General features: G+C 46.6%; 22 protein-coding genes. 19 read left to right on the top strand and 3 right to left on the bottom strand.

Annotated features, from left to right (window positions below):
* Window positions 1-81: 81 nt before the first annotated feature.
* The 11 genes from CYJ37_RS13260 to lysA all read left to right on the top strand — a co-directional run bounded on the left by CYJ37_RS13260 (window position 82) and on the right by lysA (window position 10,176).
* Window positions 82-903 (top strand): purine-nucleoside phosphorylase, encoded by an 822-nt coding sequence (locus CYJ37_RS13260; protein ID WP_101550222.1) that lies wholly within the window; start codon window positions 82-84, stop codon window positions 901-903.
* 23 nt (window positions 904-926) lie between these two features.
* The gene (locus tag CYJ37_RS13255) at window positions 927-2,231 is read left to right on the top strand and encodes a pyrimidine-nucleoside phosphorylase (protein WP_101550220.1); all 1,305 of its coding nucleotides are present in this window, start codon (window positions 927-929) and stop codon (window positions 2,229-2,231) included.
* Window positions 2,232-2,498: 267 nt separating this feature from the next.
* The gene (locus CYJ37_RS13250) at window positions 2,499-3,659 is read left to right on the top strand and encodes a D-alanyl-D-alanine carboxypeptidase family protein (protein WP_035403067.1); all 1,161 of its coding nucleotides are present in this window, start codon (window positions 2,499-2,501) and stop codon (window positions 3,657-3,659) included.
* 186 nt (window positions 3,660-3,845) lie between these two features.
* Window positions 3,846-4,196 (top strand): anti-sigma F factor antagonist, encoded by a 351-nt coding sequence (spoIIAA, locus tag CYJ37_RS13245; protein ID WP_009794759.1) that lies wholly within the window; start codon window positions 3,846-3,848, stop codon window positions 4,194-4,196.
* A 2-nt stretch (window positions 4,197-4,198) separates the two neighbouring features.
* Window positions 4,199-4,639, top strand: coding sequence for an anti-sigma F factor (spoIIAB, locus tag CYJ37_RS13240; protein ID WP_101550218.1), 441 nt, complete (start codon window positions 4,199-4,201; stop codon window positions 4,637-4,639).
* Between the two features lie 12 nt (window positions 4,640-4,651).
* On the top strand, window positions 4,652-5,410 hold the full coding sequence (gene sigF / locus CYJ37_RS13235; RefSeq protein ID WP_009794761.1) for an RNA polymerase sporulation sigma factor SigF: 759 nt from the start codon (window positions 4,652-4,654) through the stop codon (window positions 5,408-5,410).
* Between the two features lie 141 nt (window positions 5,411-5,551).
* Entirely contained in the window at window positions 5,552-6,172 is a 621-nt protein-coding gene (locus CYJ37_RS13230; protein ID WP_022544158.1) for a stage V sporulation protein AA, read from the top strand.
* Window positions 6,162-6,581 (top strand): stage V sporulation protein AB, encoded by a 420-nt coding sequence (locus CYJ37_RS13225; RefSeq protein ID WP_009794763.1) that lies wholly within the window; start codon window positions 6,162-6,164, stop codon window positions 6,579-6,581. Before CYJ37_RS13230 ends, CYJ37_RS13225 begins: the two co-directional genes overlap by 11 nt.
* A 28-nt stretch (window positions 6,582-6,609) precedes the next feature.
* On the top strand, window positions 6,610-7,185 hold the full coding sequence (locus CYJ37_RS13220) for a stage V sporulation protein AE (RefSeq protein ID WP_101550216.1): 576 nt from the start codon (window positions 6,610-6,612) through the stop codon (window positions 7,183-7,185).
* On the top strand, window positions 7,172-8,656 hold the full coding sequence (locus tag CYJ37_RS13215; protein WP_009794765.1) for a spore germination protein: 1,485 nt from the start codon (window positions 7,172-7,174) through the stop codon (window positions 8,654-8,656). The genes CYJ37_RS13220 and CYJ37_RS13215 overlap by 14 nt, the downstream gene beginning before the upstream one ends.
* 200 nt (window positions 8,657-8,856) lie before the next feature.
* Window positions 8,857-10,176, top strand: a complete 1,320-nt coding sequence (gene lysA / locus CYJ37_RS13210) for a diaminopimelate decarboxylase (RefSeq protein ID WP_009794766.1) — start codon at window positions 8,857-8,859, stop codon at window positions 10,174-10,176.
* A 57-nt stretch (window positions 10,177-10,233) separates the two neighbouring features.
* On the opposite strand, the gene CYJ37_RS13205 is transcribed toward lysA, so the two are convergent.
* On the bottom strand, window positions 10,234-11,106 hold the full coding sequence (locus CYJ37_RS13205; RefSeq protein ID WP_022544157.1) for a DUF1002 domain-containing protein: 873 nt from the start codon (window positions 11,104-11,106) through the stop codon (window positions 10,234-10,236).
* A 452-nt stretch (window positions 11,107-11,558) separates the two neighbouring features.
* Here CYJ37_RS13205 and CYJ37_RS13200 point away from each other — a divergent pair, with 452 nt between their 5' ends.
* On the top strand, window positions 11,559-11,912 hold the full coding sequence (locus CYJ37_RS13200) for a GNAT family N-acetyltransferase (protein ID WP_009794769.1): 354 nt from the start codon (window positions 11,559-11,561) through the stop codon (window positions 11,910-11,912).
* 31 nt (window positions 11,913-11,943) lie between these two features.
* Here the strand turns inward: CYJ37_RS13200 and CYJ37_RS13195 are convergent, their stop codons facing one another.
* Together CYJ37_RS13195 and CYJ37_RS13190 are read right to left on the bottom strand one after the other, a co-directional pair.
* Complete coding sequence (locus CYJ37_RS13195) at window positions 11,944-12,465, bottom strand: DUF309 domain-containing protein (RefSeq protein WP_022544156.1); 522 nt, start codon at window positions 12,463-12,465, stop codon at window positions 11,944-11,946.
* Between the two features lie 129 nt (window positions 12,466-12,594).
* Entirely contained in the window at window positions 12,595-12,696 is a 102-nt protein-coding gene (locus CYJ37_RS13190) for a YjcZ family sporulation protein (RefSeq protein ID WP_022544155.1), read from the bottom strand.
* A gap of 262 nt (window positions 12,697-12,958) precedes the next feature.
* On the opposite strand from CYJ37_RS13190, the gene CYJ37_RS13185 reads away from it, so the two are divergent.
* The 7 genes from CYJ37_RS13185 to CYJ37_RS13155 all read left to right on the top strand — a co-directional run bounded on the left by CYJ37_RS13185 (window position 12,959) and on the right by CYJ37_RS13155 (window position 18,600).
* On the top strand, window positions 12,959-13,708 hold the full coding sequence (locus tag CYJ37_RS13185; protein WP_009794772.1) for a segregation/condensation protein A: 750 nt from the start codon (window positions 12,959-12,961) through the stop codon (window positions 13,706-13,708).
* A 5-nt stretch (window positions 13,709-13,713) separates the two neighbouring features.
* The gene (gene scpB / locus CYJ37_RS13180) at window positions 13,714-14,301 is read left to right on the top strand and encodes an SMC-Scp complex subunit ScpB (RefSeq protein ID WP_009794773.1); all 588 of its coding nucleotides are present in this window, start codon (window positions 13,714-13,716) and stop codon (window positions 14,299-14,301) included.
* Between the two features lie 113 nt (window positions 14,302-14,414).
* Complete coding sequence (locus tag CYJ37_RS13175; RefSeq protein ID WP_101550214.1) at window positions 14,415-14,858, top strand: hypothetical protein; 444 nt, start codon at window positions 14,415-14,417, stop codon at window positions 14,856-14,858.
* Between the two features lie 154 nt (window positions 14,859-15,012).
* Window positions 15,013-15,501, top strand: coding sequence for a YpuI family protein (locus CYJ37_RS13170; protein ID WP_009794776.1), 489 nt, complete (start codon window positions 15,013-15,015; stop codon window positions 15,499-15,501).
* A gap of 312 nt (window positions 15,502-15,813) precedes the next feature.
* Window positions 15,814-16,704, top strand: coding sequence for a superoxide dismutase (locus tag CYJ37_RS13165; RefSeq protein ID WP_009794778.1), 891 nt, complete (start codon window positions 15,814-15,816; stop codon window positions 16,702-16,704).
* A gap of 164 nt (window positions 16,705-16,868) precedes the next feature.
* The gene (locus CYJ37_RS13160; protein ID WP_050767313.1) at window positions 16,869-18,020 is read left to right on the top strand and encodes a D-alanyl-D-alanine carboxypeptidase family protein; all 1,152 of its coding nucleotides are present in this window, start codon (window positions 16,869-16,871) and stop codon (window positions 18,018-18,020) included.
* Entirely contained in the window at window positions 18,013-18,600 is a 588-nt protein-coding gene (locus tag CYJ37_RS13155; protein ID WP_009794781.1) for a nucleoside recognition domain-containing protein, read from the top strand. Before CYJ37_RS13160 ends, CYJ37_RS13155 begins: the two co-directional genes overlap by 8 nt.
* Window positions 18,601-18,606: the final 6 nt, after the last annotated feature.

Raw genomic sequence — 18,606 nt, 5'->3', positions numbered from 1 at the left:
TGAGCCATAGAAGGAGATTGGCAGGCGATGGCTGCGGCCGGTTATCCGCTCAGTACTGTCTGATAAAAAGGGGATTATAAAATGGACTACGGAAAAATTCAAAATGCAGCACAATTTTTAAAAGAAAAGTATGGAGAAACGCCTAAAATCGGTTTGATTCTTGGCTCCGGGCTCGGCGTTCTGGCAGATGAAATCGAACAGCCAGTGAAAATACCTTATAATGAAATTCCTGATTTCCCTGTTTCAACAGTTGAAGGGCATGCAGGCCAGCTTGTATTCGGCCTTCTGAACGGTGTACAGGCTGTGGCTATGCAAGGGCGCTTCCACTATTATGAAGGCTACAGCTTCGACAAGGTCACTTTCCCTGTAAGAGTCATGAAGGAGCTCGGAGTGGAAATCCTGATCGTGACAAACGCTGCCGGCGGTGTTAATGAAAGCTTTGCACCAGGAGATTTAATGCTTATCTCGGACCATATCAACAATATGGGAAGCAATCCTCTGATTGGACCTAATGACTCCAAGCTTGGCGTCCGTTTTCCTGATATGTCGGAAGCATACTCCAGGGATCTGCGCCAGCAGGCAAGAGAGATTGCAGGCAAGCTGAATATCAGCATCCAGGAAGGTGTATATGTTGGCAATACCGGCCCTACATATGAAACGCCTGCAGAAGTGAGGATGCTCCGCACTATGGGCGGTGACGCAGTCGGAATGTCGACGATACCTGAGGTAATCGTGGCCAGGCATGCAGGCCTGAAAGTACTGGGTATTTCCTGCATTTCCAATATGGCAGCAGGCATACTGGATCAGCCTTTAAACCATGAAGAAGTAATTGAAACGACTGAAAAAGTGAAGGCGAACTTCCTCTCTTATGTGAAAGAGCTTGTACGCCAGTTTGGTGCTTAAATAAAGAAAAAGTGGTGACGAATATGAGAATGGTTGACTTAATAGAAAAGAAACGCGACGGCAAAGAGCTGTCTTCGGAAGAAATCCAATTCATAATAAAAGGCTATACTGACGGTTCAATTCCTGACTATCAGATCAGTGCTTTAACGATGGCTATCTTTTTCCAGGGCATGACAGAAAGTGAGAGAGCCGACCTGACGATGAGCATGGTAGAATCAGGCGATAAAATCGATCTGTCAAAAATCGAAGGCATTAAAGTCGACAAGCATTCCACAGGGGGAGTCGGCGATACAACTACGCTGGTGCTCGGCCCTCTTGTAGCGGCTGTCGGTGTCCCGGTCGCTAAAATGTCCGGCCGCGGCCTTGGCCATACAGGCGGTACCATCGATAAGCTGGAGGCGGTTGAAGGCTTCCATGTAGAGATAGAAAACGAAGAGTTCATCAAGCTGGTCAATCAGAACAAAATTGCCGTCATCGGACAGAGCGGTAATCTTACGCCGGCGGATAAAAAATTATATGCCCTCCGCGATGTAACAGCGACGGTAGACAGCATCCCGCTCATTGCCAGCTCTATCATGAGCAAGAAGATTGCAGCCGGCGCAGATGCCATTGTCCTTGATGTGAAAACGGGGGCTGGCGCCTTCATGAAGACGCTTGACGATTCAAGAGAACTTGCGAAAGCAATGGTGAGGATCGGGAACAATGTCGGCCGCAAGACGATGGCAGTCATTTCAGATATGAGCCAGCCGCTTGGCTTTGCCATCGGCAATGCCTTGGAAGTGAAAGAAGCAATCGACACATTAAAAGGCGAAGGACCGGAAGATCTGACTGAGCTGTGCCTTGTACTAGGCAGCCATATGGTTGTGCTGGCTGAAAAGGCAGAAACCCCGGCACAAGCACGAGAAATGCTTGAACAGGCAATCAAGGACGGATCCGCCCTTGAAGCAATGAAAACCTTCCTCAGCTCACAGGGAGGGGACGCTTCTGTTGTCGATGATCCTTCCCGTTTGCCGCAGGCCAAATTTGTTTATGAACTTGAAGCAAAAGAAGATGGCTATGTTTCAGAAATTGTCGCTGACGCCGTAGGAACGGCTGCCATGGTCCTTGGTGCAGGAAGGGCAACTAAAGAATCTGAAATCGATCTTGCCGTCGGGCTCATGCTCCGCAAGAAGATCGGCGACACTGTCTCAAAAGGAGAATCACTTGCCACCATCTACAGCAATTTCGAAAACGTTGAAGAAGTCAAAGAACGCCTGTACAGCAGCATCAAAATCACGGCTTCCAAAGTAGATGCCCCTGTACTGGTGCATGAAGAAATTACTGAATAACATTGTATGGAAAAGCTGCATCCCTTAAGGGTGCAGCTTTTTTATGCCTTGACTCCCGCGTGCTTTCCGGTCCCCTTAGAGCACTCCGAAAATAAGTGAAAGCAGCCTCTCCAGCTCTCGGGCAATCCCTCCATTATACAAGCTCTTAAATTCTCAAACCCATCTGAAACGGCTCATGTAAAATAAAAACCGTACCTCCGCCAATTTATTGTATAAATTTGTCTCCTTTGGAAAAAATGGAGGCTATAAAGAATGGAGGGTTATGTGATGAAGCGAATCGTTTCTATAATGGTGTTTGTTTTACTATCAGCAATGATGGCACCGGCAGCCTTAGCCGAAGAAAGCGGCGTCAAGCTGGTTGACAACGTAAAATCGGCGATCTTGATTGAGCGGGATACCGGGGCTGTTTTATATGAGCAGAACAGCAATGAACAGCTGCCTCCAGCAAGCATGACTAAGATCATGACCATGCTTTTGATCATGGAAGCGATTGATAAGGGCAAGCTTTCCATGGATGAAAAGATCAGGGCGAGTGAATATGCAGCATCCATGGGCGGCTCGCAAATATTCCTGGAACCGGGCGAAGAAATGACAACAGAACAGATGCTGAAGGGGATTGCCATCGGATCAGGAAATGATGCATCTGTTGCCATGGCTGAGAGGCTCGCCGGTTCAGAAGAAGAATTCGTCAAGCTGATGAATAAAAAAGCCAAAGACCTTGGCTTGAAGGACACGATTTTCAAGAATGCAACAGGCCTGCCTGTAACCGAGCACTACAGCACAGCCCATGATATGGCACTTATGGCAAAGGAACTGCTGAAATATGAAGGCATAACCAAGTTTACAGGAACATATGAAGCTTATTTAAGGGAAGATACCGACAAGAAATTCTGGCTGGTCAATACAAACAGGCTGGTCCGCTTCTATCCGGGAGTCGACGGATTGAAGACAGGCTTTACAAATGAAGCGAAATATTGCCTGACGGCTACAGCTGAGAAAAACGGGATGAGGGTAATCGCAGTTGTCTTTGGTGCTCCGACATCGAAAGAAAGAAATGCTCAGGTAACCAAGATGCTGGATTATGCTTTCAGCCAGTATGAGACACATCCAATGTATAAGCGGAATGAAGCTTTAGGTTCTGCCAAAGTCAGCAAAGGCGAGATAAAGCAGGTCGAAGCTCTGACAAGCGAGCCGATCTCACTGCTGACGAAAAAAGGCGAAGACACAAAGGCAGTCAAGAAAACCGTCGTCCTGAAAAAAGACCTGAAAGCCCCAATAGCTAAAGGCGATCAAATTGGTACGCTGAAAGTTGAAAAAGATGGGAAGACAATCGTGGAAAGCCCGCTGGTGGCCAAAAGCGAAGTGAAAGAGGCAGGCTGGTGGACGCTCTATAAACGGGCTCTCGGCATTTTCACGAAATCAAATTGATGTCGAAAAAAAGGTGCATCAAGGAAAATTTAGCGAAACCGCACTAGTTTTGCCTTCAGGAAGGAATAAGGGCCTCCTTCAGCGAAATTGACTCTCTAGAAAGGCTTGATCCATGCAGGAGATGAGGCATGGACAGCCGGCCGGATCTGTAAATGGTTCCGGCAGCAGAGAAGGAGGCTATCAGTCATGAGTCTGATGATTGGATTGGAAGTAAAAAATGATGTGCTGTGCATTCGCTTAAGCGGAGAATTGGACCACCATTCGGCAGATGAATTAAGGGAAAAGGCAACAAACGCCATAGAGTCTTATGGGATCCGCCACATTGTCCTCAATCTGGAGCAATTATCCTTTATGGACAGCTCAGGCCTTGGAGTGATCCTGGGCAGGTATAAGCAAATTAAGCAGCTTCACGGCGAGATGGTCGTCTGTGCCATTTCACCGGCGGTACAGAGGCTATTCGATATGTCCGGGCTGTTTAAAATCATCCGTCTTGAGCCGACTGAAGAATTTGCACTTCAGCGATTGGGGGTTGCCTGACAATGAAAAATGAAATGAATCTGCAATTCAGCGCTTTGAGCCAGAATGAGTCCTTTGCCCGGGTGACCGTCGCGGCTTTCATCGCCCAGCTTGATCCGACAATGGATGAACTGACTGAAATCAAGACGGTCGTATCAGAGGCAGTTACCAACTCGATCATCCATGGCTATAACAATGACAGTAAAGGGATTGTCTATATTTTTGTCAGTATTGAGGACGGCTTCGTTGATATGACAATCAGAGATGAAGGGCTCGGGATCGGGGATGTGGAAGAGGCCAGGCAGCCGCTGTTTACAACCAAACCAGAGCTGGAACGTTCCGGCATGGGCTTTACAATCATGGAAAATTTCATGGATGAGATAGAAGTTCGCTCACACCCAGGAGAAGGCACCGAAATCCGTTTAAGGAAGCATTTATCAAACAGTAAAATGCTATGCAATTAAGGGAGTCATGCTATGGATGTGGAGGTAAAGACAGATAAGACCCAGACGTATCTCAAGGATCACGAGGTAAAAGAGCTCATACAAAAAAGCCAGGCAGGAGACCAGGGGGCACGGGACACGATTGTCCAGAAAAACATGAGGCTCGTCTGGTCAGTGGTCCAGCGTTTTCTAAACAGAGGATATGAGCCGGATGATTTATTCCAGATCGGCTGCATCGGCCTCTTGAAGTCGGTTGATAAATTTGATCTGAGCTATGATGTAAAGTTTTCAACCTATGCCGTTCCTATGATCATCGGGGAGATACAGCGTTTCATCCGGGATGATGGAACTGTGAAGGTGAGCCGCTCCCTGAAGGAAATGGGAAATAAAATCCGCAAGGCAAAAGACGAGCTGACCAAGACTTTTGGAAGGATTCCGACTGTAACAGAGCTTTCCGCTTATCTGGAAATCCCTCCTGAGGATATCATCCTTGCCCAGGAAGCAGGCAGGACGCCATCCTCCATTCATGAAACTGTATATGAAAACGACGGCGACCCTATCACACTGCTGGATCAGATCGATGATGGCAATGATGGCAAGTGGTTTGACCAGATAGCCCTCAAAGAGGCAATCCGCGAGCTGGATGAGCGGGAAAGGCTGATTGTTTATCTCAGATATTATAAAGATCAGACACAGTCTGAAGTGGCAGCAAGGCTGGGAATATCACAGGTGCAGGTCTCCCGGCTCGAGAAGAAAATCCTGCAGCAGATGAAAGACCGGATGGATATGTGAATCCATCCGGTCTTTTTTGTGTACTGATTCCCGGGCAGTCCAGAGCGGCTTTCCATTATCCCCAATTTTTGGTCGACATGATTGGAATTTTATTACGAATACTATTTATACAAGGAAAACACTGTTTGGGAAGTGATCATAATGGAAAAAACGGTTTATGTCCGGCTCAGGAACCGTATTCAAGTGCGTCCGCAGGCTTCCGTCCAGCTAAAGGACATTGCCTTGATTATTGCCGATGAAACACTTTATGAACGGTTAGGGAATCTTTCCATCCATCACGTTTCAGATCATGACCGGAATATCATTGTCATTGACATTGTCCAGGTGATCCAGGCCATTGCCGCAGAAAAGCTGCAGCTCGATATACAGGCTGTCGGTCCCTCCCAGACAATCATTGAGGTGATCTATAAAAAGAAAAAAGCATCCACAGCGTTTTTCCTGCTAATCTGGTTTTTGCTGTTTTTTGGTGCCGCACTGACAATCATGAATTTTCATGAAGATGTCAGCATGCAGACAGTGCATCAGCGGATTTATACAATCATCACCGGAAAAGTGGAGAAAAAGCCCCTGCTGTTCCAAATTCCCTATTCTCTTGGCCTTGGACTTGGCATGATCATTTTCTTTAATCATGTTTTCAAAAAAAGGCTCAATGAGGAGCCCAGCCCGCTGGAGGTTGAAATGTTCAATTACCAGCAGGATCTCGACCGGTATGTCATCATGCATGAAAATAAAGAAAGCATGAAGAACCTTGATGACCATTAGCATCATTATCGTCATTTTCCTGGGATTTGCGGGAGGCGTCTCTGTGGGGGCAGGATTTGTTGCGTTTCTGACTGTGCTGGGGATCATTCCAAGGCTGACCCAGCTGTCAAAGACAATGAAAATGATCCATCACTATGAATGGGCAGTTGTAATCGGGGCGGTTGCAGGAACATCTGCAAGCCTTCAGGACCCGCGGCTTTACTTTCCGGGTTTTATCCTTGTTCTTTTCGGTCTGGCAGGCGGGATTTTTGTGGGGATGGTGGCGGCAGCACTTACAGAAGTGCTTAACGTCCTGCCGCTGCTGGCCAAAAGGCTTGGGATTGACGGCAAAATAGTTGTTCTGCTGATGGCCATCGTATTCGGGAAAGTATTTGGATCGCTGTTTCACTGGATGTATTTTGTAGACTGACTATGTAAAGCGAAAGGACATCAAAGCAATGGATGAACGCAGGAAAGTCATACTGATTACAGATGGCGATGAGTATGCAAGAAGGACTGCCGAGCATGTAGCGAAGGATATTGGCGGCAGATGCATCTCTATGTCCCACGGGAATCCATCTGTTTTGTCAGGAACTGATATCGTGAAGATGATCAAGAAAGCCCCCAATGACCCTATACTTGTCATGTTTGATGACTCCGGCTATGTCGGCGAAGGGCTTGGTGAAACGGCCCTTAAATATGTGGCAAGGCATGAAGACATTGAGGTGCTCGGTGTAATAGCAGTTGCTTCAAAAACAAGGCAGGCGGAATGGACGCATGTGGATGTATGTGTCGACAGGTACGGTGAGCTTACTCCGTATGGTGTTGACAAGCTTGGTGTCCCTGAAATGGAAATTGGAAAAATGAACGGGGATACAGTCTACTGCCTCGACGAATTGGATGTCCCGCTGATTGTCGGAATCGGCGATATCGGCAAGATGTCACGAAGAGATCATTATGAAAAAGGCTCTCCCATCACCAAAAAGGCAGTGGAACTCATTCTGGAAAGGAGCGGATTTTATGGCGGAAACTAAAAAGAAAAACAAAACCTCTATTTCAGAATCACCCGGCAGAAACGAAGACTTCATGAAAGAGCGCATCGGGCTTGGCGTCAGCTTTGACCTGGGTGTCAGGAAGCTGCAGATCCTGAAGAAAGAAATCCAGATTTATTATGTAAATGGATTATGCGATACTTCTTTTATCACCCAAATCCTTGAAGAGCTCGTGGAAATCAATGATCACGAGAAACTGTCCTCAAACGTTTTCAATATCGTGAAAAACCGCATTGTCAATCAGTCGGTGCAGCCGATTGAAACAATGGACGAACTGGTTGACCAGGTGCTGTCCGGCCTGATTGTTATACTGGTTGAAGGGGAGACGACGGGACTTGTTGTCGATGTCAGAAGCTATCCCGGCAGAACACCGGAGGAGCCCGATACAGAGAAAGTTGTGCGGGGGTCAAGGGATGGATATGTAGAAAATATTATTGTTAATACCGCCCTGACCAGAAGGCGGATCAGGGATGAGCGGCTCCGCTTTGAAATCATGCGGATAGGGGAGCGCTCCAAAACCGATATAGCGATTGCTTATATTAAGGATGTCGCCAGTACAGATCTGATTGAAGTGGTCAGGCAGGAAATTCAATCGATTGATATCGACGGACTGACAATGGCGGATAAAACGGTTGAAGAATTTCTCTTAAAGCAAGGCTATAATCCATATCCGCTCGTCCGTTATACAGAAAGGGCCGATGTCGGTGCAACCCATCTGCTGGAAGGGCATGTCCTGATTTTCGTTGATACGTCGCCAAGTGTGATCATCACGCCGACAACCTTTTTCCACCATCTGCAGCATGCTGAGGAATACAGACAGTCGCCGGCAGTCGGCACATTCATCCGCTGGATCCGCTTCATCGGAGTGCTCGCCTCACTATTCCTGCTGCCATTATGGTTCTTATTTACTCTGGAGCCGCAATTGCTGCCGGATGCCATCAAGTTCATCGGCCCGAATGAGAAGACAAATATACCTATTGTCATACAAATCTTCCTGGCGGATATTGGCATTGAGTTCCTGAGGATTGCTGCCATCCATACGCCCACACCTCTTTCAACGGCAATGGGATTGATAGCAGCCGTCCTGATCGGACAAATTGCCATCGATGTCGGGCTGTTTGTGCCGGAGGTCATTCTCTATGTGGCTGTTGCTTCAATAGGAACGTTTTCAACCCCAAGCTATGAACTCAGTATAGCCAATAAGATGGCAAGACTTGCCATGCTGATTGCCGTGGCACTCTTCCATACACCGGGCTTCATTATCAGCATAACAGTGTTCATCCTCCTCCTGGCAAGCATCAGGTCGCTGAACACGCCATATTTATGGCCGCTGCTGCCTTTCAGCCCGAAAGCATTTCTGCAGATCCTGATCAGAAGGTCTGTCCCGGGGTCTAAGATCAGGCCAAGCATCGTCCATGCGAAAAACCGCTTCAAACAGCCGGCTAAAAATTGAATATTATGCTAATATCAATTGCAGTTTTCCGGCAATTATGGTAAGTTTTTAACTAAATAAAGGACTAAAGAAGCTGAAATAGACAGTTCAGAAACGGGGACTGTCTATTTTATATAGCATGGAATTATTCGGGGCTGTAAAAAAGCGGCCGCGGCAGTCTATAATAAGAGTAACAGTATAGAGGGAATGAGGGAGTAAGCATGTTTTTTCATGGGACAGCAAGAGTAAATGGACAATCTCATTTGGAAATCGGCGGAATGGATACCGTTGAATTGGCAAAGCAATTCGGGACACCGGTTTATGTATATGATGTGGCACTGATTCGCGAAAGGGCAAGAGGCTTCAGGCAGACATTCGAAGAACTGGGGGTGAAATCCCAGGTTGCTTATGCGAGCAAAGCATTTTCATCCATTGCCATGATTCAGCTGGCTGAAGAAGAAGGCCTGTCGCTTGATGTGGTTTCAGGAGGAGAGCTGTATACCGCTCTGGCGGCTGAATTCCCTGTGGAAAGGATCCACTTCCATGGCAATAATAAGAGCAGGGAAGAACTGGAGATGGCTCTTCACTATGGAGTCGGATGCATCGTTGTAGACAATTTCGATGAGCTGGAACTGCTTAAGTCAGTTTGCGAAAACAAAAACACGAAAACCAAGATTCTGCTGCGTGTGACACCGGGAATCGAGGCGCACACCCACGATTATATCCTGACAGGGCAGGAGGATTCCAAATTCGGCTTTGATCTGCAAAATGGACAGGCCGAAGCTGCGCTCAAGCAGGCCATATCAACTCCATGGCTGGAAACACTCGGCATTCACTGCCATATCGGATCACAAATCTTTGAAACGACCGGCTTCATTCTTGCGGCCGAGAAAATATTTGAAAAACTGTCAATCTGGAAAAAAGAGCTTGCCTATGAACCGGCTGTGCTGAATCTGGGCGGAGGCTTTGGCATCCGCTATACAGATGAAGACGCGCCGATTGCGGCTTCAAAATATGTCGAAGAAATCATCAGCGAAGTGAAAAAGCTGGCCGGCAGCTACCAGATGGAAATGCCGGAAATTTGGATTGAACCAGGCCGTTCGCTTGTCGGCGATGCCGGGACAACACTCTATAAGACAGGCTCAAGAAAGGATGTCCCGAATGTCCGCCATTACCTGGCGGTGGACGGAGGCATGAGCGATAATATCCGTCCGGCCCTTTATCAGGCCAAATACGAAGCTGTGCTTGCCAACCGGCCGCTGGAGAAAGCGGAAGAAACGGTCTCCATTGCCGGCAAATGCTGCGAGTCAGGCGATATGCTGATATGGGACCTGCCTTTGCCGAAAGCAGAGCGGGAAGACCTTCTGGCTGTATTTTGTACAGGAGCCTACGGATATTCCATGGCCAACAACTATAACCGAATCCCGCGGCCGCCGGTTGTATTCGTAGAAAATGGAGAGGCGCGCCTTGTCGTCAAACGAGAAAGCTTCGAAGACTTGATCAGGCTTGACCTGCCTCTTCAGGAGAAAATCAAGAACTAGAAAAAAGCAGCCGGACGGCTGCTTTTTTGAGCTGTGCTGTTAAGCACCTCTATTTTACTATGAGAAGAATGCTTTAACAGCATCGATGGCACTTGAGAAAAAGCGTTTCAGGCTGTCCAGGAAGCCCTGGCCTTCTTCACTTTCAAGATACTTGGTGATTTTGTCCTTTGCTTTATCAAGCTGATCTCCGACCTGATTCCAGTCAATGTTCAGATCCTTCAGTTTGTTGAACAGGTCGATCAGGCTTTGCATTTCTTTATCTGTCAGGGTGATGCCAAGGTCCTTTGCCGCGTTTTCGATGATGTTCTGGAGCTCTTCGTCGGTGGCAGGTTTATTTTTGCTGATTTCTTCTTTGATTTTTGCTATTAGAGCAGCGGCATTCTCATTCCCGACCGAATCGCCAAGCTTGGCCGTTTCTACCATTTCTTCATTTGCTGCCTGCTTGACTTCTTCAGGTATCGTCTCATCTGCTGAGATCTCATATGCTTTTATAATTCCGGTCAGGGCGGCTGTCCCGGATACAGGCGATGGTGCGGTTATATATATTTCAGCATCTTTTACACCAGCAGTTATCAGAGCATTGATATACATTTCGTCTGTTACCCAGTTGATGTTCTTCGTTTCAACTTCAAGTCCTGATCCGGATTTCGCGATCGTTGTCGCTGAAGAAGAAATGGCTCTTGTGCCGATGAGTGCTTTGCTGATATAGCTGCCCAGATATTGATGTTCCTCTTCATTTGAGACAGTGATGGTCATGGCGTCCTTTGGCGCTTCCATCTCTGCAAGCAGGACGTTTTTCTGTTCTTCGGAAAGGTTTTCGCCAAGGGTGACGATCATATCTCCTTCGGCCATGTCTGCTGAAGCTCCCGCTGGCAGAATCAGCATCAGAGCAAGGGCAAGCAGCATTATATTTTTGCATCGTTTAAGCATAATGTTCCTCCTAATCTTGTATACGCAGGCTGGACTCTATATTAATAGACGTACATAATGATATAAAAGTTTCGGAAAAAATTCATCCCCCTGCAGCCAATAGTCCCTATTTTCCCGGCGGGATAGATAAAAAAACGCATTTAGTGTAGAATAAAAAAGGAGTTTGGCGATTGGAGGCAAGTGTATACGATGAAAAAAAATAACTGGCTGCTTTTCTCTTTTTTCCTGGCCATCGGGCTGATTTGGGGATTCATCTATTGGCTGGTCATTGTGCCTGGATCCTGATTCGATTTGATTGCTGTCCTGCTTAAATTTTTGTATCATAGTAATGATTAATGGAACCTGCAACAAAAATGCTTTCTTACATATCATATACTAGCCGCCATATAGTTTAGACAATGGCTTATTGGGAAAAGATAGTTTGGAAATGTTTTATTTAATGAGGGATAATTATGCTAATTCGATATAAAAAGACATTCGAAAAGATTGCCATGGGCTTATTATCATTTATGCCAAATGAAAAGGATCTGAAAAGGCTGCAGCAGACCATGAAGCAGTATGAGTCGGACGACGGCTGGCAGCTGTTCCTATGGAAGCAGGATGATATAACAGGGCTGATCGGGGTTTCTTTCATGGACGGCCCTGCAATGGAAATACAGCATATTTCCGTAAGTCCTTCACATCGCCAGCAGGGCATCGGAAAAGCAATGGTCAAGGCTTTGAGGGATCTGTACCCTGACAGGAAGCTCGTCAGCAATGAAAATACAGAACCGTTTGTAGACAAGTGCACGGATGAAGAATGCTGAAAAGGCAGAGAACCTGGTTCTCTGCCTTTTATTATTCGGTATCATTGCGGGCGTCCCATGCAGCTTTCCGCTCAAGGATGACATCAGTCCGGTCTCTCATCGAATGCCGGTGAATGAGCATTCTGTCAGAAAGATCGCTTGGGCTCCCCCAGACAAGGCCAAGGGATTCTGCCGTTCTTATGCATAGGCTGGCAAGCTCATGATCAGCCAGTGGAATGAAGGGACTCGAGTAAGGTTCTCCTTTTGCAATTCCCTCCAATCTGCCGCTGATCAGCAGCGTGAATTCCCGGGCGCTGATTCCAAGCTCCTTCAGCTGGAGGGGGACCTTGTCCAAAATAGATCGGGATTTCCGCAGCGTCCGTTCAGCGCCTTTGAAGTTGCCGCGGCGATGATGATAGGCGGAAACTGCGAACAGAATGAGCCCTACCCAAACAGAGTCCTTATTCCGCGGGTCTGCTTCTTTCCAGTATTCTTCAAGCACTTCATGGCATTCGAAATAATCTCGGTCTGCATGGAAATGGACAAGATACTGTATATATTCTTCAGGATACATATTGACCTCCCTTTTGCCCTGGTGACTGACATTTTGCACTTATTTTATCATATTCCGGCTTGAAGCGGTGCTGGGGACAAATGAATCAAGAAGAAAGCCCGGCTCATGCCGGGCCTTCAGTCTATAGTTTTAGAAGCACCATGATGCTCCCACAATGATCAGCAGAATGAACAATACCACTATTAGGGCGAAGCCGCCTCCGTAACCGTAACCTGCACCTGCATCTGACATATCACCGATACCTCCTATATAGTCTGCGTTTTTCTTTACAAATTCATCTTATGCGGGAATGGGCCATAACGTATGGGCGCCTGGAAAAAAAGCTCGGAGAGAAGGAATTTCGTTCCCCGGCTTTCTGGAAGTTTGTCTGTATTTTTCTATTGGATATCAGAATGGAATCCTCTATACTAGTAATAGCCATTTACAGCCGGGAACCTGCCTGTGTTTGGCGCAGCATCAGGCAAAATTCAAAATTAGAAATTATGGTGGAAATATGCAGTATAATGTGAAGATTGACGCGTTTGAAGGGCCTCTTGACCTGCTTCTTCATTTAATTAATCGCCTTGAAATAGATATTTACGATATTCCTGTAGCAGAGATTACTGAACAGTATCTTATTTATATACATACAATGAAAGAGCTCGAACTTGACGTTGCGAGTGAATTTCTTGTCATGGCGGCGACCCTGCTTGCCATTAAAAGCAAAATGCTCCTTCCAAAGCATGAGGAAGAGCAGCTGGATGAGTTTGATATGGAGGAAGGGGAAGAAGACCCCCGTGATGAGCTTGTTGAAAGACTTGTAGAATATAAGAAGTATAAAGAAGCTGCAGCTGAGCTCAAAACGAAAGAGCAGGAGCGCGGGCTGATGTTTACAAAACCTCCAAGCGATTTATCGGATTATGCAAAAGACGTGCAGCCTGAAAAGGCAGACTTGAATGTGTCGCTGTATGACGTGCTTGGGGCATTCCAGAAGCTGATGCGGAGAAAGAAGCTCCAAAAGCCGGTCACCGCAAAGGTGGCAAGGCAGGAAATACCTATTGAGAAGCGGATGGATGAAATCCTTGATCAGCTTCAGCGGGCAAGGGTGAAGACAAGCTTTTACGATTTGTTTCCTTCCGATGAAAAGGAACATCTTGTCGTCAGTTTCCTCGCAGTGCTGGAACTGATGAAGAGGAAACAAATCGAGCTGAACCAGGAACATAATTTTGCAGAGATTTTTGTATCTGCAAAGGAGGATCAATAAAAGTTTTGGACATCGTAAATTGGAAAGGGATAACAGAGAGCCTGCTCTTTGCAGCAGGAGATGAAGGATTATCCTTGAAGCAGATCGCTGAGGTGCTTGAGATGGACGAAAGCCAGGCGGAAACCATTTTGCAGGAGCTTATCCAGTCCTGCGAGGATGACTACACGAGAGGCATTACAGTGGCCCAATTTGCCGGCACCTATCAGCTGGTCACAAAGAAGGAGAACTCAGATTATCTTAAGAAATTGGTGGAGACCCCCGGGACAGGCTCCCTGTCACAGGCAGCATTGGAAACCCTTGCCATCATCGCATACAAACAGCCGATCACAAGGGTGGAAATAGAAGAAATCAGAGGTGTAAAAACAGAGAGGCCGCTTCATACATTGGCCGCCAAAGCTTTGATAAAAGAAGCCGGAAGGGCAGAAGGGGCGGGCAGGGCCTATTTATATGCCACTACAAAGGAATTTCTTGATTACTTTGGTTTAAAAAGTATAGACGAGCTTCCTCCGTTGACAGAAAATGATGAGGATGAATATGCAGGGGATGAGGCAGATTTATTTTTCGAAAAGTTTCAGGAAACCTTAGATAATTGATTTTTCTGACACATTCCTGCGGCCTATATGATAAAATATAGCTAGATTGTCCGAAGCTCACTGTTAGCATCGTGCTTTATATCATTTAGCTGTGCCTGCTGCCACAGCAGTGCATGAGCCGGGGAGTGTCTGGATTGTTTATAAAGCAGTGCAAAGGGTATGAATTGGAGAAAGAAATGCCGAACACTTCCGAGGATTTCTTCAACAGGAGCGAGGTGGTGTATATGGAGGAAGGGCAGGAGAAGACCCTCCATGTACTATATATACGCTACTTCGAAGAATCCATGGAAAGCTTCACGCCATTTGGCTCGGACCCTGTGTTCAAGGCAGGCGGCAGGGAAGTGGCTTTCAAGGATTTAGTGGCGCTTGCGTGTTTGCTGAAAAAAACGGGATTACGGGACAGAAAAAGAGTATACATAAATAACAAAGCTGAATTTGAGTCCTATTTTGACAAACTGGATTTCGGCAAATTAAGGGAGGTTTTCAATGGCGTAGAAGAGGAGAAAGGTTTTCAAATCGCTTCGCCTCTTGATTTCTTCAATCATCAGCAAGCTTAACGAAAGCTGCTTGCTGAAGCCTGGCCAGGATTCAAAATAAGGAAGTCCAATACATTAAGAGGCTGCCAGGAAGCCGTCTGAAATGGCAAGGATGGCAAGCCGGTCGAAGCAAGAAAAAGCATGGCATCAGCCTGCAATCTGAAGGGGTGTAACAATGGCGAACACAATCGTTAAATCGCAGACAGAAGAAGTGAAAAAATTCCTGGGAAATACTGTTTCAGAATTGGAAGCATATTTAAATGAAACAACACTATCCGGCCTCATAAAGGAAAAGGACGGAGACCGGAATTATTATAAAATGGTTTTGGGAAATCTGAGAAAGTTGCTTGTTTTCTGTGAGGAAGGCCTTGATGCCTGCAGTGTACTGCTGAAAAATGAGCCTTTCCCAAAGCCTGCGGCCGAAAAGACGCTTTACCGTATTTATCATCAGTGCATTGACGAATTCTTCTCGCCGAAAAATGATGCATGGTTCGAAAACAGCCGTTCCGCTTATACCGGGAAAAACTCCATTAAGTTTCAGGGAGGGGTCCCTGAAAGCATGAAGGGAATCTTTGACAGCCTGGAGAGTGAGTTCCAAAGGATCCGGGAAGAGCTTGAATATTATGAAACAGATTACCGGACAAAAATGATTCAATCCAAATAGAACAAAGGCTGCCGACAAGGCGGCTTTTTTTATAGTTAAGGGATTTATAAAGTGGAAGACTTGTGGATGATTTTCATTTCTTGATCCACGTCCAGCAGCTGAGCCGAGGTCATATGCCAAACCACCCAACAAGAAAGAATGCCTTTCGGGGTGTTCGTCTTATGCTAATTGGGGGTGGTCAAGGCGCTTGCGCTTTTGTCTATTTATGAAGGCCGCCGGAAGTGGACATGTACAAATTTCGCCTGGGATAAGCAAATATTTTAACATCATACATATCATTGGAAAAGGAGGAAGACAGATAGGAGGGGAAGGATGAGCAAGTTTCACGATTATATCAAGGATGTATTCAATTGGAATGAGGAAATGAAGAGATTCCTGGAATCGGAGGATGTGGAGAAAGACGCAGAACTATGGGTAAAACTGGATAAATTCTCGGGAGTGATTGAAAAGCTTGACGGCCAGCTTGATATAGAGGAGCTGAATGCGCTCCAGTCCCGTGTAGATGAACTTCATAACGATGTTGAACAGTATTTTTCCAGAAGGCAGCCGGTCGGCCATATTTACATCAATGAACCTTTTATTCCGGCAGGCGGCCATTCCCTTCCGCCGCTGCCATATGGCTATGACAGCCTAGAACCATATATAGCAGAAGAAATCATGAGGCTTCATCACACGAAGCACCATCAGTCTTATGTTGATGGACTGAACCGTGCTGAGGAAATGCTTAAAAAGGCACGGCAAGATGGCGATTTTAAACTTGTTAAGCATTGGTCGAGAGAGCTGGCATTCCATGGCTCCGGCCATTACCTCCATACTATTTTTTGGAATAATATGAGCCCCTCTGGGGGAGGGAAGCCATCTGGTGCCCTGCTGGGAGAGATAGAAAAGTATTTTGGAAGCTTTGAACAGTTCAAGAAGCATTTTTCTGAAGCTGCCAAACAGGTGGAAGGCGTCGGCTGGGCAATCCTTGTCTGGTCACCGCGTTCAAGGCATCTTGAAATCCTTCAATCGGAAAGGCATATGCTGCTTACCCAGTGGGATACGATCCCGATTCTTGCCCTTGATGTCTGGGAGCATGCCTACTATCTGCAGTATAAAAATAACCGCGCCGATTATGTGAATAACTGGTGGAATATTGTGAACTGGAAAGATGCAGAGGAACGCTTCCAAAAAGCAAGCCAGCTGAAATGGAAGCCTTTTTAGAGGTATGGGGATGGCAGCAGCCATTCCTTTTTTTATTGGGAAGGCAGAGATGCCGATATATGGATTATAAGAATGGAGACACCCGCCGCTTTTCATTTTTAGTCATAAGCTGTCCCGACTCGCATAAACTTGTACAAACATATTAGGAGACGGGGTTTTGGAGAATGAACAGATTGTTTAGATGGATGCTATTATCCTGCATAGCAGCTGTCCTGGCAGCGAATCTGCCTGCAAAGGTACAAGCTGCCTATTCGGCCAGCTCAGGCAGCGCCATACTGATGGAGCAAAGCACCGGGAGGATCCTGTATGAGAAGGATGCTTATACGAAGAAAAGGATTGCAAGCATAACGAAGATTATGACAGCCATCCTTGCCATTGAATCCGGGAAGCTGGATACAAAGGCCAAGGTGAGTGAAAAGGCTGTACGGGCTGAAGGATCATCTATTTATCTGCAGCCGGGAGAAAAAATTCTATTGGAGGACCTGGTTTACGGACTTATGCTCAGGTCGGGGAATGACTCGGCGGTGGCAATTGCCGAACATGTCGGGGGAAGCCTTGAAGGGTTTGTATACTTAATGAACAAAAAAGCTGAAGAAATCGGCATGATAAATACCCATTTTGCCAATCCGCACGGGCTCGATGACCATGAGGAACACTATTCTACCGCGTATGATATGGCAGTCCTGACCAGATATGCCATGAACAATGAAACATACAGGAAAATAGCAGGGACGAAAATGCATCGGGCGCCGAACCCGAATGAAAGCTGGGACAGAGTCTGGAAAAATAAGAACCGCCTCCTCACCGAAATGTATGAATATTGCACAGGGGGAAAAACAGGTTATACAAAACGTGCCAAAAGGACGCTGGTTACCACTGCCTCAAAGGATGGTCTGGACCTGATTGCGGTTACGCTGAATGGCCCGGATGACTGGAACGACCATATCGGCATGTATGAGAGCGGGTTCAAGGAATATTCGCTCAAAAAAGTTGTTGAACAAGGCGGGATCAGGGAGCTGGAGGATACTGCCTATGAAAAAAAAGCCTTTTTGAAGACAGACTACAGCTATCCTGCCTCTGAAAATGAAAAAGACCTTTTCCGTGTCGAATATAAGATGCTGAAGCCTTCGGGAAGCTGGAAGGAAGATAAGGATTTTCCCGATGTGGTCGGAAGGGCCATTGTTTACTTTGAGAACAAGCAAGTGAAAAGTCTGCCGATTTACTATGAAAAAGAGCCCCAGAAAGAAGAAAAATCTTTTTTGGATTTCTTTAAGAGCATCTTTATGACAATTGCTGGAGTTAAAACAGATGGTTAATATTATTTGGGTTGCGATGACCGTGATCGGGATTGTTTTTGCCATTTTCAATGGCACAATGGCTGAAGTGAATGAAGCGGTCTTCAGCGGGGCGAAAGAAGCGGTCACCCTTTGCATCGGGCTCATCAGCATCCTTGTCTTCTGGCTGGGGATGATGAGGATTGCCGAAGACGCAGGACTGCTGAAAAAATTGGCTTTTCTTTTCAGGCCGGTAGTGACAAGGCTTTTTCCTGATGTTCCTAAGGACCACCCGGCAATGGGGTACATCTTATCGAATATGATGGCGAATATGTTCGGGCTGGGCAATGCGGCCACGCCACTTGGAATAAAGGCAATGGAGCAGCTTAAAGCGCTGAATGGCGGAAAAACCGAGGCGAGCAGGTCGATGATCACCTTCCTGGCCATCAATACCTCAAGCCTGACACTCATCCCGACAACGGTGATTGCCATCAGAATGAACTATCACTCTGCCTCTCCTACTGAAATTGTCGGGCCGACCTTGATTGCCACCTTTTGCTCAACACTCGGGGCAATCCTGATCGACAGGTACTTTTATTACAGACGAACCCGTAAAGGATGAGCGCGA

Origin of the sequence: Bacillus sp. UMB0728 (assembly GCF_002858875.1) — a bacterium.
Lineage (GTDB): Bacteria > Bacillota > Bacilli > Bacillales > Cytobacillaceae > Bacillus_AB > Bacillus_AB infantis.
This window is presented reverse-complemented; position numbering and strand designations above follow the sequence as displayed.

What these genes read in the sequence shown, in the direction of transcription:
- CYJ37_RS13260 (WP_101550222.1), top strand. Translation starts at nt 82, where the DNA reads ATGGACTACGGAAAAATTCAAAATGCAGCACAATTTTTAAAAGAAAAG.
- CYJ37_RS13255 (WP_101550220.1), top strand. Translation starts at nt 927, where the DNA reads ATGAGAATGGTTGACTTAATAGAAAAGAAACGCGACGGCAAAGAGCTG.
- CYJ37_RS13250 (WP_035403067.1), top strand. Translation starts at nt 2,499, where the DNA reads ATGAAGCGAATCGTTTCTATAATGGTGTTTGTTTTACTATCAGCAATG.
- spoIIAA (WP_009794759.1), top strand. Translation starts at nt 3,846, where the DNA reads ATGAGTCTGATGATTGGATTGGAAGTAAAAAATGATGTGCTGTGCATT.
- spoIIAB (WP_101550218.1), top strand. Translation starts at nt 4,199, where the DNA reads ATGAAAAATGAAATGAATCTGCAATTCAGCGCTTTGAGCCAGAATGAG.
- sigF (WP_009794761.1), top strand. Translation starts at nt 4,652, where the DNA reads ATGGATGTGGAGGTAAAGACAGATAAGACCCAGACGTATCTCAAGGAT.
- CYJ37_RS13230 (WP_022544158.1), top strand. Translation starts at nt 5,552, where the DNA reads ATGGAAAAAACGGTTTATGTCCGGCTCAGGAACCGTATTCAAGTGCGT.
- CYJ37_RS13225 (WP_009794763.1), top strand. Translation starts at nt 6,162, where the DNA reads ATGACCATTAGCATCATTATCGTCATTTTCCTGGGATTTGCGGGAGGC.
- CYJ37_RS13220 (WP_101550216.1), top strand. Translation starts at nt 6,610, where the DNA reads ATGGATGAACGCAGGAAAGTCATACTGATTACAGATGGCGATGAGTAT.
- CYJ37_RS13215 (WP_009794765.1), top strand. Translation starts at nt 7,172, where the DNA reads ATGGCGGAAACTAAAAAGAAAAACAAAACCTCTATTTCAGAATCACCC.
- lysA (WP_009794766.1), top strand. Translation starts at nt 8,857, where the DNA reads ATGTTTTTTCATGGGACAGCAAGAGTAAATGGACAATCTCATTTGGAA.
- CYJ37_RS13205 (WP_022544157.1), bottom strand. Translation starts at nt 11,106, where the DNA reads ATGCTTAAACGATGCAAAAATATAATGCTGCTTGCCCTTGCTCTGATG.
- CYJ37_RS13200 (WP_009794769.1), top strand. Translation starts at nt 11,559, where the DNA reads ATGCTAATTCGATATAAAAAGACATTCGAAAAGATTGCCATGGGCTTA.
- CYJ37_RS13195 (WP_022544156.1), bottom strand. Translation starts at nt 12,465, where the DNA reads ATGTATCCTGAAGAATATATACAGTATCTTGTCCATTTCCATGCAGAC.
- CYJ37_RS13190 (WP_022544155.1), bottom strand. Translation starts at nt 12,696, where the DNA reads ATGTCAGATGCAGGTGCAGGTTACGGTTACGGAGGCGGCTTCGCCCTA.
- CYJ37_RS13185 (WP_009794772.1), top strand. Translation starts at nt 12,959, where the DNA reads ATGCAGTATAATGTGAAGATTGACGCGTTTGAAGGGCCTCTTGACCTG.
- CYJ37_RS13175 (WP_101550214.1), top strand. Translation starts at nt 14,415, where the DNA reads ATGAGCCGGGGAGTGTCTGGATTGTTTATAAAGCAGTGCAAAGGGTAT.
- CYJ37_RS13170 (WP_009794776.1), top strand. Translation starts at nt 15,013, where the DNA reads ATGGCGAACACAATCGTTAAATCGCAGACAGAAGAAGTGAAAAAATTC.
- CYJ37_RS13165 (WP_009794778.1), top strand. Translation starts at nt 15,814, where the DNA reads ATGAGCAAGTTTCACGATTATATCAAGGATGTATTCAATTGGAATGAG.
- CYJ37_RS13160 (WP_050767313.1), top strand. Translation starts at nt 16,869, where the DNA reads ATGAACAGATTGTTTAGATGGATGCTATTATCCTGCATAGCAGCTGTC.
- CYJ37_RS13155 (WP_009794781.1), top strand. Translation starts at nt 18,013, where the DNA reads ATGGTTAATATTATTTGGGTTGCGATGACCGTGATCGGGATTGTTTTT.